Genomic DNA, 15888 nt, shown 5'->3' on the forward strand with positions numbered 1-15888 from the left:
GCCCGTCCAAGACCCATGCTGATAACCGATGGTTATGGCATTGGACGTTCATGTACGGGACCTGCGCTACTTCGTGGCGGTGGCCGAGGACCTGCATTTCACCCGTGCGGCCGAACGGCTGTACGTCTCCCAGCCCGCGCTCAGCAAGCAGGTGCGCGCGTTGGAGCGGCAGCTGGGCGTGGAGCTGTTCCGCCGCGATCCACAGGGCGTGACGCTCACCGCGGCGGGCGCGGCGCTGCTGCCGCACGCCCACCGGGTGCTGGAGGCCTGGTCGGAGGGGTCGGCGGCGCTGGAGGCCGCCCGGGCGGCGGCGCGCCGCACGCTGGTCGTGGGCATGAGCACCAGCCCCGGCCGGGGCGGCCTGCTGCCCGCGATCCGCTCCCGTTTCACGGCCGACCACCCGGAGACGGTCCTGCGGCTGCGGCAGGTGAGCTGGGAGGACCCCACCGCCGGGCTGGCCGACGGCGACGCCGACATCGCCTTCGTCTGGCTGCCGCTGCCGGACTCCGGCCGCTACGGCTGGACGGTCGTCGCGGAGGAGCCCCGGCTCGTCGCCCTCCCCGAGACCCACCGCCTCGCCTCCCGCCCGGAGATCGACTTCACGGACCTGATGGACGAGCCGTTCCTCGCCCTGCCGGCCGGAGCGGGGCCGTTGCGCGACTACTGGCTGGCCCTGGAGGAGCGGGGCGGTCGTCCGCCGCGCATCGGGGCGGAGATCGCCGGCACCGAGGAGACGTACGAGGCGCTGGTCGCGGGACTTGGGGTCTGCCTGGTGGCCACGGGCAACGCTCCGCTGGTCACCCTGGGCGGAGTGGTGACGCGCCCGGTGCGGGGGCTCGCGCCGAGCCGGTACGCGCTGGCGTGGCGGCGGGAGGACGCCCGGCGGCCTGTCGTACAGGCGTATGCCGAGGCTTGCCGGCGTGTGGCGGGAGGGCCGTGAGCTGTATGGCCGTGTGCTGTACGGCCGCCCGATGCGGTACGGCCGTATGCGGAAAGGTGTTCCCGTTCACGCCCGTTCCGGCGCGGGTGTGGCCGGTGTCGTGGCCAGCCGTGCCTGTTCCTCCTCGACGATACGGCGGGCCAGGGAGACGTCCGAGATGTCGACGGCGTCCGGGGTCGCCTCCGCGACGGCGCTGCGGCGCGCGTAGGCGTCGAACAGGCGGGACTTGTTCTCCAGCAGCCGCACCAGCCGTTCGTCCACTCCGCCCGTGCAGAGCAGGCGGTGCACCTGGACCGAGCGGACCTGGCCCATGCGGTGGGCGCGGGCGACCGCCTGGTGTTCGACGGTGGGCTTGAGCTGTGGCTCGCAGAGGATGACGACGGAGGCGGCCTGCATGTTCAGGCCCACGCCGCCGGCCTCGATCTGCGCGAGCAGGACGGCGTGGCCGGGTGCGGCCGCGAAGTCGTCGACGAGCTGCTGACGACGGGCGGGCGGCACGCTGCCGGAGATGGGGCCGAAGACCTGCCGGGGGTTCTTCCGGTCATGGCCGTTGAGCGGGCTGTCCTCGCTCGGGTCGTCAGCTCCGTCCACCGCTGCCGGAGCCGTGCCGGCCGCGAGGGCCTGCCGCGCCACTCCCAGAACGTCGCGGAAGGCCGAGAACACGACGACCTTCAGGCCGTTCTCGGCGGCCTCGGCGGCGATCTCGCGCAGCCGGTCCAGCTTCGCCGACCGCTCCGGACGCGCGTACGCCGCCCTGCGCATGGCCATGAAGTTGCCGGCGCGCACGGCCTCGCGGTAGGCCTCCTCGTCCTGCGCGCTGGGTTCCTCCCACTCGTCCGTGTGCTGGAGCGCGGGGAGTTCGGTGAGGACGTCCTGCTGGTTGCGGCGCAGATAGACCGGGGCGACCGCCTTCCGGAACGCCTTGGAGCCGGCCACGCCGTCGTGCTCGTCGACGCTCTCGGCCAGTTCGGGCCGGAGGATCCGCACCAGGCTGCGGAACTCCTCGACCCGGTTCTCCATGGGCGTACCCGTCAGGAACAGCACCCGGTCACAGTGCTCGGCCCACTCGGAGACGGCCATCGAGCGGCGGGTCTGCGGGTTCTTCACGAAGTGCGCCTCGTCCACGACGAGCATGACCGGCTCGCCGCCGCCGGGCACCGGGAAGCCGCGCAGGGCGTCGAAGGTGGTGACCGCGACGCCGCCCCGCCCCTTCCAGTCGGCGAACGCCTCCTGCCGGTCGGGACCGTGCAGCGGCGTCACCCGCAGTGCGCTGCGCTTCTCGATCTCCCGGGTCCAGTTGATGAGCACGCTGGCCGGGCAGACGACCAGGAAGTGGCTCTGTCCCTCACCCGCGAGGTGCGCGAGCGCGGCGATGGCCTGGATCGTCTTGCCGAGTCCCATCTCGTCGCCGAGGATCACCCGGCGCTGGGCGAGCGCGAAGCGGGTGCCGAAGGACTGGTAGCCGCGCAGGGAGACCCGGCGGTGCGTGTCGTCGAGCGTCTGGTTCCTGACCCGCTCGGCCACCTCGTCCGGCAGGAAACCCTCGGCCGCCGCCGGGTCGGGGGCGCGGCCCGAGAGCTCGGCGAGCAGGCCGTAGTACTCGGCGGAACGGAGCTCGAAGTCGATCAGGGCGGCCACCTCGGACTCCGGGCGGCGCAGCAGGTCGACCGAGGCCTGGGCGAGCAGTCGCGGCACCTCGTCCCGGTCGGCCTGCTCGGTGAGGGCGCGGACCTCGGTCAGGGCCGTCAGCGCGCGTTCCCGTCCCGCCCGGCCCGCGAACAGCATGCGCAGCCGTCCGGACGTCGGTGCCGCGTCGGCCAGCGGCCGCTCGAGCCGCTTGGTGAGCGTGCCGGCCGTGTCGACGGCCCGGCGTGCTTCGGGGCCCGCCTCCACCAGGACGTTGAGGGCGACGACCAGTGCGGTGGTGCGGGGCTCCGGGCGGTCCACGTCGATGTGCACGGCGATGGTCTCGCGTACGGCGTCGGCGATCCGCCGGGCGGCGGCCACCGTCTGGTCGGCCGTCTGCTGTCCGACGCCGGGCAGTTGCCGCAGCCGGTACGGGCCGGCGTCCAGGACCTGCCCGACCGTGCGGAACCCGCCCTTCTCCACCTCGCCCAGCCGCAGCCTGCCCTCGGTGAGGTCCTTCAGCCGGGCCACCGGGATGGCGTCCAGCTCGCTGCGGGCCAGGTCGTCATGGATCGGTTCCAGGGCGGCGCGTACGGCCTCGACGGCCCGCGCGTGATCGTCGACGACGGCCCGCGCCGCCTCGAACAGCCGCCTGGCCCTCGCCACCGCCTCCCGCTCGCTCCGCCCCATCCCGCCCCGCCCCTCTCGCCCCTCCCACCGCGTCCCCGCATCCTGCCATCCATGGGACGACGAATGTCGCCCGCCGGTATGCCCCGGCTGCCGCCATCGCCCCGAGGCGGGTCCGCCGCCTGCCGTCTGGCGTGCGGCGTGCGCGTGCGGCGTCAGCCCTATGCCCTCCGCCCCCGCCACCGCCCCCGCCCCTCCGCGTCTGTCGTATGCCGTCTATGGCAGTCAGCCTGGAACTTCACGCGGAGGCAGCCGAGTAGAGGACGGCGCGCCCGGCGGAACTCGGTGTTCGCGCGTGAGCGTCTCGACTAGCGGGGCTGCCAGGCCCGTACGAGATCCTCCGGCCCCCAGTGCGCCGTGAGCGGCAGGTCATCGGCCGCACCGCAGCGGGAGACGGCGACCAGTGGGGTGTCCGGGGTGGTGCCGGGGACGGCGAGCATGTCACGTACCAAGGAGTCGTACTCATGGCGGCCGAACCGCTGGTTCTCCAGCCACTTGACCGACCCGACGAAGTGCACCTGCCGGGCCACCGGTTCGCGGTCCGCGCCGATCAGGTCGATCTCGGGGTTGTTCTGACGGTTCCACCAACCGCCGATGGCCTCGGTCTCCGGCCACTCCTCATCGGGCATCAGCCGCAACAAGGACTCACGGACCAGTGGTTCGACCGCTCGGCCGCGCCACGTGGTCCATGACCGCTCGATGCGTTCCAGTGCCAAGTCGCCGCGGCCGCGCTCGATGAGGGGGATCGCGCGCGCCAGGAAGGCCAGCCAGAACCGCAGATAGGGGTCGGCGATCCGGTAGCGCTTGTTCTTGCTGTCCGGCTTGGCCGACAGGGGGAGGTCGGCGGCCAGGACCCGCTTGGCCTGCAGCGAGGCCAGCAGCGGCGAGAGCGTGCCGGACGGCAGTGCCCCGGCGCCGCCGGCCTGCGCTGCGATCGCGCTGAAGGTGCGCTCACCGTTGCCGACCGCCTCCAGCACCGCCCGTGAGTGCGAAGCCTCGGGGAATTCCCCCAGCAGTGACAGTTCACCGGCCACCAGCAGAGGCGAGAGAGGGTTGGCGACCGAAGCCCGCAGGAAGTCCCCGCGCCCCATGCCCGGTCGCCAGGACTGCACGATCTCGGGGAATCCGCCGGTGATCAACTGGGCGTCGACGGCTTCTGCGGCATCGAGCCCGGTCATGGCCCGCACATCGGCCAGGTTCAGGGGGTGGACGGTCATCTTGGCCGCCCGCCCGAAGAACGGGCGCCCGTACGACTGCAGCGCCTCCATCACCGATGTGTCGCTGCCGACCAGCAGCAGAAGCAGGGGCTTCGACGACAGATGACGGTCCCAGACCGTTTGGAGTGCCCCCTCGAATTCCGGATCCTGCTCGACCAGCCAGGGCACTTCGTCGATCACCACGATGCTGGGTACGTCATCGGGCACCGCGAGCGCCAACGAGCGCAGGGCCTGGTTCCAGTCCTGGGCCTGGAGGCCGGCGACCAGCTCGGCCCCCGGCAGAAGCGATTGCGCGAGAGCCGCCGCAAAGTCGCCACGCTCCGTCACCGGGTTGCGCCCCCGGGTGGCCTGGAAGACCACATACGGCGCCCCGGACCGGTCGCAGAACTCCTGCGCCAGTCGCGACTTCCCCACCCGGCGCCGCCCGGTCATGATCACCGCCCGCCCGCGAGTGGCTCCAGCCCCCTCGGCCACGGCCCGGTACTGCTCCGCCAGCAGTTCGAGATCTCCGGCCCGGCCTTGGAACTCCATGACGCACCCCAGGCAGCAAAGGTAGATCGATTATTACGTAGATTCCATCTTACTTTGCCTCCGATCCCAATGGCCGGTCCGGTGAGGAGTGTCAGGAGACCTCGTCGCCGCGTGGCGAGACATGGAAGTCGAACGCGAGCGCCCCGGGATCAAGGGCCGTCGCCCCGCCGTCGACGGTGAGCACCGCGCCATTGACATACGACGCCGCCGGGGACAGCAGCCAGCCGATCGCCTCCGCGATCTCACGCGGCTCACCCGGCCGGCCCAGGGGCAGGAGTCTGGTCACCTCCTCATAGGCGGTCGCCACGCCGTCTCCCGGCAGATCCGCTTCCGCGGCGAAGCGCGCCATGCGGCGGTCGGCCATCTCGCTCTTCACCCAGCTCGGACACACGATGTTGGCCCGCACCCCCTGACGCCCGTAGTCGACGGCGACGGAACGGCAGAGCTGGAGCAGGGCCGCCTTGGACGTGGCGTACGGGACGTTGCTCGTGCCGTTGCGCAGCGCGGACACCGAAGCAACGGCGACCACCGCTCCTCTCGTCTCCAGCAGGTGCGGGATCGCCGCACGCAGGAGCAGCAGCGGGCCGGTGACATTGGTGCGCATCACCTCGTCCCAGTCCTCCAACGACAAGTCGCCCACGGTGCCACCGCGCCCGATGCCGGCATTGAGCACGATTCCGTCGAGTCGTCCGTACGCGACCAGGGCTGCCCGGACGAGACCGTCCGCGGCCTCGGGGTCCCCCACGTCGGACGGATACGCGAGTGCGCCGGTTTCCCGTTCGAGACGCCGCAACGGCTCGCTCCGGCGACCGGAGACGACCACCTGGTGACCTCCCTCGCGCAGCAGGCGTACGGCGGCCTCCCCGATGCCCGAACCGCCGCCGGTCACGATGACCACTCGCTCGTCCGTCACTGCTGTTCCGGCCCCTTCTTCGTCACCCACGAGAACGGGGCCGGACCCCCTTGGGCCCGACCCCACCTGACCCGCACAGGTGCCGGATCAGCGATCGCGTACTGGATCACCCGCTACCCATTGAACTGGATCAACCGCTACACGTTGAAGCGGAATTCCACGACATCCCCGTCCTGCATCACATACTCCTTGCCTTCCATCCGCGCCTTCCCCTTCGCGCGGGCCTCCGCCACCGAGCCGGTCTCCACCAGGTCGGCGAAGGAGATGACCTCGGCCTTGATGAAGCCCTTCTGGAAGTCGGTGTGGATGACGCCGGCGGCCTCGGGGGCCGTGGCGTTCTTCTTGATGGTCCAGGCCCGGGATTCCTTGGGGCCGGCCGTGAGGTAGGTCTGCAGGCCGAGGGTGTTGAAGCCGACGCGGGCGAGGGTGGCGAGACCGGGCTCCTCCGCGCCGACCGACTCCAGGAGCTCCATCGCGTCCTCCTCGTCGAGCTCGGCGAGGTCCGCCTCCAGCTTGGCGTTCAGGAAGATCGCCTCGGCGGGGGCGACCAGGGCGCGCTGCTCGGCCTTGAAGTCGTCGTCGACCAGCTCGTCCTCGTCGACGTTGAAGACGTAGAGGAAGGGCTTGGTGGTGAGGAGATGCAGGTCGTGCAGGAGCTCCTCGTTGCCGGAGCCCTGGACGATGCCGGCCGAGAAGAGGGTGTCGCCCTTCTCCAGGATCTCCTTGGCCTCCTCGACGGCCTTCACCTTCGGCGCGATGTCCTTCTTGATCCGCGACTCCTTCTGGAGCCGGGGCAGGACCTTCTCGATCGTCTGGAGGTCGGCGAGGATCAGCTCGGTGTTGATCGTCTCGATGTCGTCCTTCGGCGAGACCTTGCCGTCGACGTGGACGACGTTCTCGTCCTTGAAGGCACGGATGACCTGGCAGATCGCGTCGGACTCACGGATGTTCGCGAGGAACTTGTTGCCCAGGCCCTCACCTTCGGAGGCGCCGCGCACGATGCCCGCGATGTCGACGAAGTCGACGGTCGCCGGGAGGATGCGCTGCGAGCCGAAGATCTCGGCCAGCTTGGCCAGCCGGGCGTCCGGGACGCCGACCACGCCGACGTTCGGCTCGATCGTGGCGAACGGGTAGTTGGCCGCCAGCACGTCGTTCTTGGTCAGGGCGTTGAACAGGGTCGACTTGCCGACATTCGGCAGACCGACGATTCCGATCGTGAGCGACACGTTGCGACTTCCCGTACGTGAGAGGACTTCATGGGCTGGGCTGGGGCCCGGTCCTTCTTCGATCTTCGATGCCGATAGATCTTCGACGCAGATGCACGGGCCGATCCACCAGTCTACGGCGTACCGGGTCCGGCCCCGGCGTCCTGTCGAACACCTGGCCAAGGTTCGCTCCCGGGCGTGTCTGAGGGCCGATTCGCCACAGGAACCGACCTAGGTTGGTCGAGTGAAGCAAGGCAGGGCGCGACCTGCCGACCACGCGCCGCGCCGCGAGGCGGAGCGGGAACGGGAACGGGGGTCGCGCGGGGTGAGGGCCGGCTCGCACGAAGGCGGGCCGGTTCGCGCCGGGCGATGGCGGTCTTCCGCCGGACGGGGACAGTGTGGAGCGGGGCGAAGGTCGTACGGGGCACGACGAGGGCCAATTCCTGCGAGAGGGCAGCAGCGGGGGCAGTCGCAACAGCGGGGGTGGCGGATACAAGGGGGGTGGTCGCGTCAGCGGGGGCGGCGGAAGCACCGGGGGCAGCCGCAACAGCAGGAGCGGCGGATACAGCGGGGGCAGTCGCACCAGCGGGAGCGGCGGATACAGCGGCGGTGGTCGCAACAACGGGAGCGGCGGAACCACCGGGGGCGGTGGTGGCACCGGAGGCGGTGGTGGCACCGGAGGCGGTGGTGGCACCGTGGGCGGTGCGGGGCTGTCCGGCTCCTGGCCTGCCCGGGCATCATCCCGGGCATCGACCCGCGCCCCCGCCCCGGCCGATGACGCCGGAGCGGCCGCCAAAGCCGCCAAAGCCGACCGAGCCGCTCGGATGGCGAAGGCCCGGGCCGCCCGGGACGCCGCGTCCCCCCGGCCCGCCCGCTCCACCCGCCCCGGCCCGCAGCGCCGGCCGCGTTCGGAGCAGGCCGCGGCGGCGGTACGGCGCCCCGGGCCGGCCCCGGCGCCGCAGCCCGTACGCCGTTTTCCCGACCCCCGGCTCACCGGACTCGGCAGCGGCCTGTTCTGCGCGGCCGTGATGCTGGTGCTCGGCTACCTCGACTCGCTGCTGTTCGGGTCGCTGACGCTGTACAGCGTGCTGTTCCTGCCGGTGTGCGTGCTGACGGCCGTCTGGGTGCGCGAGGGCGATCTGCTGACCGCACCGGTGGTCGTGCCGATCTCGTTCGCGGTGGGGCTGCTGCCGTTGGCAGAGGGCGGCGGCGGGTTCGGCGGCCATCTGATGGGGCTGGTGAGCGCCCTCGCCACGGAGGCCGGGTGGCTGTACCTGGGGACGCTGACCGCCGGTCTCGTCGTGCTCGTCCGCAGAGTCCGTCTGATCGCCCGGCGCACGGCGACACGCCGGGCGGGCGTCGGCGGCGGCTAGCTGTCGCTCTCCGCCGCGTGCATCGCGGCGCCCACGATCCCGGCGTTGTTCTGGAGCTGGGCGGGCACGATCTCCGCCTTGATGCCCTCGAGGTAGTGCAGGAACTTCTGGGACTTGCGGCTCACCCCGCCGCCGATGATGAACAGCTCGGGCGAGAACAGCATCTCGACATGGGCGAGGTACTTCCGCACGCGGTGCGCCCAGTGCTCCCAGGACAGCTCCTCGTCCTCCTTGACCTTGCTGGAGGCGCGCTTCTCGGCGTCGTGGCCGTGGAGTTCGAGGTGGCCCAGTTCGGTGTTGGGGACCAGGCGGCCGTCGACGAACAGGGCGCTGCCGATGCCCGTGCCGAAGGTGAGGAGGATCACGGTGCCCTTGCGGCCGCGGCCCGCGCCGAAGTGCATCTCGGCGACGCCGGCCGCGTCCGCGTCATTGACCACCGTGACCGGGTGGCCGCCGAGCCGGTCGCTGAACAGCGTGCGCGCGTCGGTGTCGATCCAGCTCTTGTCGACGTTGGCCGCCGTACGGATCGTGGAGCCGTCGGTGACCACGCCGGGGAAGGTGAGCCCGACCGGGCCCGTCCAGCCGTAGTGCTCGACGACCTGCTTCACGCCGTCGGCGACCCCGTCGGGTGTGGCCGGGTGCGGAGTGAGCACCTTGAAGCGCTCCTGCGCGAGGTCACCCCTGTCCAGGTCCACCGGGGCGCCCTTGATCCCGGATCCACCGATGTCCAAGCCGAAGATCTGCATGGCCCTACGTTACGACGCGGGACCGACAGTCACTCCCCGGAGTCGCCGGAGCCCTTGCGCTCGGCGATCAGGGCCGCGGCCTCCTCGCGCAGGTCACGGCGCAGTTCCTTCGGCAGCGAGAAGGTGATCGACTCCTCGGCGGCCCTGACGAGCTCGACGTCTCCGTAGCCGCGCTGGGAGAGCCACTCCAGGACCTCCTCGACGAGGATCTCGGGGACGGAGGCGCCGGAGGTGACGCCGACCGTCGTCACGCCCTCCAGCCAGGCCTCGTCGATCTCGCTGGCGAAGTCCACGAGGTAGGCCTCGCGGGAGCCGGCGAGCTTGGCGACCTCGACGAGCCGCTTGGAGTTGGAGGAGTTGCGCGAGCCGACCACGATGACCAGCTCGGCCTCGGCGCCCATCTGCTTCACCGCGAGCTGACGGTTCTGCGTGGCGTAGCAGATGTCGTCGCTGGGCGGGGAGATGAGCTGCGGGAACTTCTCCTTCAGCGCGTCGACGGTCTCCATCGTCTCGTCGACGGAGAGCGTCGTCTGGGAGAGCCAGACCACCTTCGACTCGTCGCGGACCTCGACCTTGGCGACGTCGCCGGGGCCGTCGACGAGCTGGATGTGGTCGGGGGCCTCACCGGACGTACCGATGACCTCCTCGTGGCCCTCGTGCCCGATCAGGAGGATGTCGTAGTCGTCGTTCGCGAAGCGGACCGCTTCCTTGTGGACCTTGGTGACCAGCGGGCAGGTCGCGTCGATGGTGGCGAGCCGGCCGCGCTCGGCCTCCTCGTGGACGACGGGGGCCACGCCGTGCGCCGAGAACATCACGATGTTGCCCGGCGGCACCTCCTCCGTGCGCTCGACGAAGATGGCGCCCTTCTTCTCCAGGGTCTGCACGACGTACTTGTTGTGGACGATCTCGTGCCGGACGTACACCGGAGCGCCGTACTGCTCCAGCGCTTTCTCGACGGCGATCACGGCGCGGTCCACACCCGCGCAGTAGCCACGGGGGGCGGCGAGCAGGACACGGCGGCCAGGCGAAGCAGTCATGCGTCCCATCGTAAGGGTGCGTTCGAGGGCTCGGAGATCGCGTGGGTGACGGGTTGACGAGGAGACGGGCACGGGGTTGTGAAGGGTGGGGAGCGGCGTGACGGGCGGGGCGGGTGGAGGCGGGAGGGCGCTGTCCGGGACGGCGGACCGTACGCCCGATGACGGACCGCGCGCGGCCGGGGCCGTCCGTGCCGACGCCCCGTCCGGCTGGCCGGCGTTGTCGGTGGCGGCCGTTACGCTCGCCGCATGGCTGTGAACACGACCCCGGAGTCCCCACTGCCCGTCGGTGAAGTGTCGCGGCTCATCGGGGGGTGGATCGACCGGCTCGGGGCGGTGTGGGTCGAGGGGCAGATCACGCAGTTGTCGCGGCGGCCGGGTGCCGGCGTGGTGTTCCTGACGCTGCGGGACCCGTCGTACGACATCTCCGTGAGCGTGACCTGCTACCGGCAGGTCTTCGACGCCGTCGCCGACGTGGTGACCGAGGGCGCCCGGGTCGTCGTGCTCGCCAAGCCCGAGTGGTACGCCCCGCGCGGCCAGCTCTCCCTGCGTGCCACCGAGATAAAGCCGGTCGGCGTGGGCGAGTTGCTCGCCCGGCTGGAGCTGCTGAAGAAGTCCCTGGCCGCCGAGGGGCTCTTCGCGCCGGAGCGGAAGAAGGCGCTCCCCTTCCTTCCGCAGCTCATCGGCCTGGTCTGCGGACGTGCCTCCGCCGCCGAGCGGGACGTCCTGGAGAACGCCCGGCACCGATGGCCCGCCGTCCGTTTCGAGGTGCGCAATGTCGCGGTGCAGGGCGTGCACGCCGTGCCGCAGGTCGTGCAGGCGGTCAAGGATCTCGACGACATCGACGACGTGGACGTGATCATCGTCGCCCGCGGCGGCGGCAGCGTGGAGGATCTGCTGCCCTTCTCCGACGAGCAGCTCGTGCGGGCCGTCGCCTCGTGCCGTACGCCGGTGGTGTCCGCCATCGGGCACGAGCCCGACAACCCCCTCCTCGACCATGTCGCCGACCTGCGCGCCTCCACCCCGACCGACGCCGCCAAGAAGGTCGTACCGGACGTGGGCGAGGAGTACGAGCGCGTGCGGATGCTGCGCGACCGGGCCCGGCGGTGCGTCGAGGGGTTCGTCGAGCGCGAGGAGCGCGGGCTCGCGCACGCTCTGGCGCGGCCGTCGATAGAGGATCCGCACCGGATGATCGACGAGCGGGCCGACCATGTGGCGTCCCTGCTCGACCGCGGCCGCCGCTGCCTGCGCCATCACCTCGACCGCGCCGATTCCGAGCTGACGCACACGCACGCGCGCGTGGTGGCCCTCTCCCCCGCCGCGACCCTGAAGCGGGGGTACGCCGTGCTCCAGCGGGCCGACGGGCATGTGGTCCGCGACCCCGGCGAGGTGACCGCGGACGAGGCGCTGCGGGCGCGGGTCGCCGAGGGCGAGTTCTCCGTAAGGGTCGACGCGCGAGTCGACGCACAGGCCGATGCATAGGGTGGGCGAATGACCGGCAAGGTGGAAGAAGCGCTCGGGTACGAGCAGGCCCGGGACGAGCTGATCGAGGTTGTCCGGCGGCTGGAGGCGGGCGGTACGACGCTGGAGGAGTCCCTCGCGCTCTGGGAGCGGGGCGAGGAGCTGGCCAAGGTCTGCCGGCGCTGGCTGGACGGGGCGCGGGCGCGGCTGGACGCGGCCCTGGCCGAGGAGGCCGAGGCGGAGGCCGCGCAGGAGAACGCCGAGGACGAGTCCTAGGGCGGCCGCACCCGCCGGGGACCGCCACACCTGATCAGGCTGTGAAGCGGATCACCACGCCCCGCTTTTTGTTGAACCTTGAACTTGTCTGCCGTACTGTCGTCATCGTAAACGGGCCCCGGTCCGTTTACGCACGACGCACACGCACAAGCGCACGCACAACCCGAGAAGGTTCCCGCATGTCTCTCGTTCTTGACCCCGCCGCCCAGGACCTGCTGTTCCGCGAGGCCCGCACCGCGAACACCTTCACCGACAAGCCGGTGACCGAGGAGCAGGTCCAGGCGATCTACGACCTGGTCAAGTACGGCCCCACCGCCTTCAACCAGACCCCGCTGCGCATCACCCTGGTCCGCTCGACCGAGGCCCGTGAGCGTCTGGTGCAGCACATGTCCGAGGGCAACCAGGCCAAGACCGCGAGCGCCCCGCTGGTCGCGATCCTCTCCGCGGACAACGAGTTCCACGAGGAGCTGCCGACCCTGTTCCCGGCGTTCCCGCAGGCCAAGGACGTCTTCTTCAGCGAGCGCCCGGCCCGTGAGAGCGCCGCCGGGATGAACGCCGCCCTTCAGGCCGCCTACTTCATCGTCGGCGTCCGCGCCGCCGGGCTGGCCGCCGGCCCGATGACCGGCTTCGACTTCGAGGGCGTCCGCAAGGAGTTCCTGGACGACGACCACACCCCGCTGATGGTCGTCAACATCGGCAAGCCGGGCGCCGACGCCTGGTACCCGCGCTCCCCGCGCCTGGACTTCGACCAGGTCGTCACCACGGTCTGAACCGACCGCACATGACGAAGGGCCCCGGCATCCCGGCCGGGGGCCCTTCGTCATGCCTGGGGTGTCACTCCGCCCTGAGCGCCTTCGCGAGCTGCGTGAGCTGCTCGAAGGAGCCCGTGCCCGCCACCACGGTCGTCGCGCCCTTCTCCTGGTGCACCAGGGCGTCGTAGCGGCCGCCCGTGTACCGCGTCCAGGTCCGCTCGCCGATCTTCTCGGTGACCTCGCTCGCCCGGCCGCCCTGGGTGGCCTTCTCCAGGAACGTCGCCGGCTTCTCGGCCGACTGCTCGACCTGGAGGTACTCCCCGCCGGTGGTGTGGAAGCCGAGGTGCCAGGCGTCGAAGTCGTCGCCCTTGAAGCGCACGGAGGTCGCCTTCCAGCTCTCGGGCAGGCCCTCGGGCGCGGCCACCGGGTAGGACGCCGCGCGCCGGGCCGTCAGCAGCTCGACGCGGTAGTCGATCCGCGGGAGGTCGGGAGCGCTGTCGTCACGGGGGACGAAAAGATAGATGACTCCTGCCGCGAGCACGGTCACTCCGAGCGAGAGCACCATGTTGCGGACCGACTTCTGCTTACCGTTCGAACCTGCCACGCCCCTATCGTCGCAGGTGCCCCGCCTGCTCATCCGTGGGGTCCCCTGCTCATCCGTGGGGTCCCTCTGCTCATTCCGCGCGCCCGAGGATAGAGTCAGGGCCGAACCCTCATCCGGCCGTCGTCGTATCAGAAAGGTGCGCCTCGATGACCGAGAATCATCATCATCTGCCGTCCGAGCTCGAAGTACCCAGCGAAGCCCCCGACCGCAACCTCGCCCTGGAGCTGGTCCGTGTGACCGAGGCGGCGGCGATGGCCGCCGGCCGCTGGGTGGGGCGCGGCGACAAGAACGGCGCCGACGGCGCCGCGGTGCGCGCCATGCGGACCCTCGTCCACACCGTGTCGATGAACGGCGTCGTCGTCATCGGTGAGGGCGAGAAGGACGAGGCGCCGATGCTCTTCAACGGGGAGCGGGTCGGCGACGGGACCGGGGCCGAGGTCGACATCGCGGTCGACCCGATCGACGGCACCACCCTGACCGCGAAGGGCATGCCGAACGCGATCTCCGTGCTCGCCGCGGCGGACCGGGGGGCCATGTTCGACCCGTCCGCCGTGTTCTACATGGACAAGCTGGTCACCGGCCCCGAGGCCGCCGACTTCGTCGACATCGACGCGCCGGTGGCCGTGAACATCCGCCGGGTCGCGAAGGCGAAGCGCTCCACGCCCGAGGACGTCACCGTCGTCATCCTGGACCGGCCCCGGCACGAGGGCATCATCAAGGAGATCCGGGACGCGGGCGCCCGCATCAAGCTGATCTCCGACGGCGATGTCGCCGGGTCGATCTACGCGCTGCGCGAGGGCACCGGCGTCGACATGCTGCTCGGCATCGGCGGTACGCCCGAGGGGATCATCTCGGCCTGTGCCGTGAAGTGCCTCGGCGGCACCATCCAGGGCAAGCTCTGGCCGAAGGACGACGAGGAGCGGCAGCGGGCGATCGACGCCGGGCACGACCTGGACCGGGTGCTGATGACCGACGACCTGGTGGCCGGGGACAACGTGTTCTTCGTTGCGACCGGCATCACCGACGGCGAACTGCTGCGCGGCGTGCGCTACCGGTCGGAGAACGCCACGACCGACTCGATCGTGATGCGGTCGAAGTCGGGGACGGTGCGGCGGATCGACTCCGAGCACCGGCTGAGCAAGCTGCGGGCCTACAGCGCGATCGACTTCGACAGGGCGAAGTGAGAGCGGGGCGGTCACCCGCCCCTCGCTGAGACGTGAAGCCGACAGGGCGCCCCCGGTGCGGAGGGGACGCCCTGTTTCTCGTTTGTCAGCCCGCCTGCGCTATCCGGTTCGCCGCCCGCGCCGCCTTCTTCAGCTCCATGTCGCGGCGGCGGCGCCTGGCCAGGACGACGCGGCGCTCGGCCGCGGTCAGGCCGCCCCAGACGCCGTACGGCTCCGGCTGGAGAAGGGCGTGTTCGCGGCACTCGACCATGACGGGACAGCGCGCGCAGACCCGCTTGGCCGCCTCCTCACGGGAGAGGCGGGCCGCGGTGGGTTCCTTGGAGGGGGCGAAGAACAGGCCGGCCTCGTCACGGCGGCACACGGCCTCCGTATGCCACGGGGCGTCTTGATCCCTGTCTCGCGCTGGCACCCGCTGGGCCGGAACGGCAGCTACCTGCAGGGACGAATGCGGCGGTTGCAGCACGGTCTACTCCTGACGACGGCTTCGCGAGCGAGAGACGATGCAGCAAGGTCTACCCGCTGTGCGCGCGCCTATGCAGTGAGTTCCGAACCGCTGGATTTCGGGTCGTCCCGCGCACCGCCGCACGGCCGTTCAGCGGCCGCGGAGCCGGAGTCGGGCGGTCCGATTCACAACCGTCAACGATCCAGATGCTTGCGCAAACTCTTGTCGACCTTGCGCTGAACCCGATCGAGTATGTCCGCGACGAGCTTGCCCCGTTTCGGCCTGCCCTCGATGTTGCCCAGCACGGCCCAGCCGTCGACATGGACGACCGGCGCCTCGGGGTCCTCCGCGTCGAGGTGGTCCACCTCGAAGTTGCCGAGCACACCGCCGCCGGCGCCGCGCAGCGAGACGTTCTCCGGGACCCGGACCTCGACGTTGCCGAAGACGGAGATCGCCCGGATCATCACGTGCTGGTACTGGAAGAGCGCCTCGCTGAGGTCTATCTCCACGCTGCCGAAGATCGCGTACGCGTGGATCCGGCGGCCCGCGCGCCAGCGGCCCTTGCGGACGGCGCTGCTGAACACCGCGACCACGTTGTCGTCGGGCTCGGCCGGGATCGCGCCCGGGGCGGGGCGGCTGGGGGCGGGGACGTAGGGATCCCGGCGCCGCTGTGCGGCGGGCAGGTCCCGGATGAACACCTCCAGTTCACCGACCGTCTTGGCCGCCAGGACACCCTCGACCCGCTCGGCGTGCTCGTCGGCGGTCAGGCGCCCTTCGGCCAGGGCCTCGCGCAGGATGTCGGCGATCCGGTCGCGATCGGCATCGGAGGCCCGGAGCTCGGTGGCGGCAGCGGGTGCGGTGCGCTTCTCAAGGTCCACGACAGCAGCGTACCCAAAC

15 protein-coding genes are annotated in these 15888 nt (G+C 71.1%); 6 read left to right on the forward strand and 9 right to left on the reverse strand.

The annotated features are described in order from the left end of the window. Positions 1–28 precede the first annotated feature (28 nt). Entirely contained in the window at positions 29–940 is a 912-nt protein-coding gene (locus tag ACFPQ9_RS14625; protein ID WP_380852581.1) for a LysR family transcriptional regulator, read from the forward strand. A gap of 66 nt (positions 941–1006) precedes the next feature. Here the strand turns inward: ACFPQ9_RS14625 and ACFPQ9_RS14630 are convergent, their stop codons facing one another. The 4 genes from ACFPQ9_RS14630 to ychF all read right to left on the reverse strand — a co-directional run bounded on the left by ACFPQ9_RS14630 (position 1007) and on the right by ychF (position 7140). After that, on the reverse strand, positions 1007–3256 hold the full coding sequence (locus ACFPQ9_RS14630) for a DEAD/DEAH box helicase (protein ID WP_380852584.1): 2250 nt from the start codon (positions 3254–3256) through the stop codon (positions 1007–1009). A gap of 305 nt (positions 3257–3561) precedes the next feature. After that, positions 3562–5001: an ATP-binding protein gene (locus tag ACFPQ9_RS14635; protein ID WP_380852587.1), complete on the reverse strand. Its 1440-nt coding sequence runs from the start codon at positions 4999–5001 to the stop codon at positions 3562–3564. Between the two features lie 91 nt (positions 5002–5092). Next, positions 5093–5914, reverse strand: a complete 822-nt coding sequence (locus ACFPQ9_RS14640; protein ID WP_380852590.1) for an SDR family NAD(P)-dependent oxidoreductase — start codon at positions 5912–5914, stop codon at positions 5093–5095. A gap of 137 nt (positions 5915–6051) precedes the next feature. Further along, positions 6052–7140, reverse strand: coding sequence for a redox-regulated ATPase YchF (gene ychF, locus ACFPQ9_RS14645; RefSeq protein WP_380852593.1), 1089 nt, complete (start codon positions 7138–7140; stop codon positions 6052–6054). Positions 7141–7943: 803 nt separating this feature from the next. Between ychF and ACFPQ9_RS14650 the strand changes: the two genes are divergently transcribed. Next, positions 7944–8492 (forward strand): DUF6542 domain-containing protein, encoded by a 549-nt coding sequence (locus tag ACFPQ9_RS14650; protein WP_380852596.1) that lies wholly within the window; start codon positions 7944–7946, stop codon positions 8490–8492. Here the strand turns inward: ACFPQ9_RS14650 and ppgK are convergent. Next, positions 8489–9238 carry a polyphosphate--glucose phosphotransferase gene (gene ppgK / locus ACFPQ9_RS14655; protein ID WP_380852599.1) on the reverse strand — a complete coding sequence of 250 codons (750 nt, stop codon included), beginning with the start codon at positions 9236–9238 and terminating at the stop codon, positions 8489–8491. The genes ACFPQ9_RS14650 and ppgK overlap by 4 nt on opposite strands. 29 nt (positions 9239–9267) lie before the next feature. Further along, a complete protein-coding gene (locus ACFPQ9_RS14660; RefSeq protein ID WP_380852602.1) occupies positions 9268–10284 on the reverse strand; it encodes a 4-hydroxy-3-methylbut-2-enyl diphosphate reductase in 1017 nt (338 codons plus the stop codon). Positions 10285–10521: 237 nt separating this feature from the next. Here ACFPQ9_RS14660 and xseA point away from each other — a divergent pair, with 237 nt between their 5' ends. The 3 genes from xseA to ACFPQ9_RS14675 all read left to right on the forward strand — a co-directional run bounded on the left by xseA (position 10522) and on the right by ACFPQ9_RS14675 (position 12779). Then, the gene (gene xseA, locus ACFPQ9_RS14665) at positions 10522–11754 is read left to right on the forward strand and encodes an exodeoxyribonuclease VII large subunit (protein WP_380852605.1); all 1233 of its coding nucleotides are present in this window, start codon (positions 10522–10524) and stop codon (positions 11752–11754) included. Between the two features lie 9 nt (positions 11755–11763). Then, entirely contained in the window at positions 11764–12009 is a 246-nt protein-coding gene (locus tag ACFPQ9_RS14670; RefSeq protein WP_380852608.1) for an exodeoxyribonuclease VII small subunit, read from the forward strand. A gap of 179 nt (positions 12010–12188) precedes the next feature. Continuing rightward, on the forward strand, positions 12189–12779 hold the full coding sequence (locus ACFPQ9_RS14675; protein WP_380852611.1) for a malonic semialdehyde reductase: 591 nt from the start codon (positions 12189–12191) through the stop codon (positions 12777–12779). Between the two features lie 64 nt (positions 12780–12843). On the opposite strand, the gene ACFPQ9_RS14680 is transcribed toward ACFPQ9_RS14675, so the two are convergent. Then, entirely contained in the window at positions 12844–13365 is a 522-nt protein-coding gene (locus ACFPQ9_RS14680; RefSeq protein WP_380852614.1) for a DUF4245 domain-containing protein, read from the reverse strand. A gap of 146 nt (positions 13366–13511) precedes the next feature. Between ACFPQ9_RS14680 and glpX the strand changes: the two genes are divergently transcribed. After that, entirely contained in the window at positions 13512–14549 is a 1038-nt protein-coding gene (gene glpX / locus ACFPQ9_RS14685) for a class II fructose-bisphosphatase (RefSeq protein ID WP_380852617.1), read from the forward strand. Positions 14550–14634: 85 nt separating this feature from the next. Here glpX and ACFPQ9_RS14690 read toward each other — a convergent pair whose 3' ends face one another. Further along, positions 14635–15012 (reverse strand): WhiB family transcriptional regulator, encoded by a 378-nt coding sequence (locus ACFPQ9_RS14690; RefSeq protein WP_380852620.1) that lies wholly within the window; start codon positions 15010–15012, stop codon positions 14635–14637. A 173-nt stretch (positions 15013–15185) separates the two neighbouring features. After that, a complete protein-coding gene (locus tag ACFPQ9_RS14695) occupies positions 15186–15869 on the reverse strand; it encodes a DUF1707 SHOCT-like domain-containing protein (RefSeq protein WP_380852623.1) in 684 nt (227 codons plus the stop codon). Between the last annotated feature and the right edge of the window lie 19 nt (positions 15870–15888).

Origin of the sequence: Streptomyces coerulescens, from assembly GCF_042657965.1 — a bacterium.
Lineage (GTDB): Bacteria > Actinomycetota > Actinomycetes > Streptomycetales > Streptomycetaceae > Streptomyces > Streptomyces coerulescens.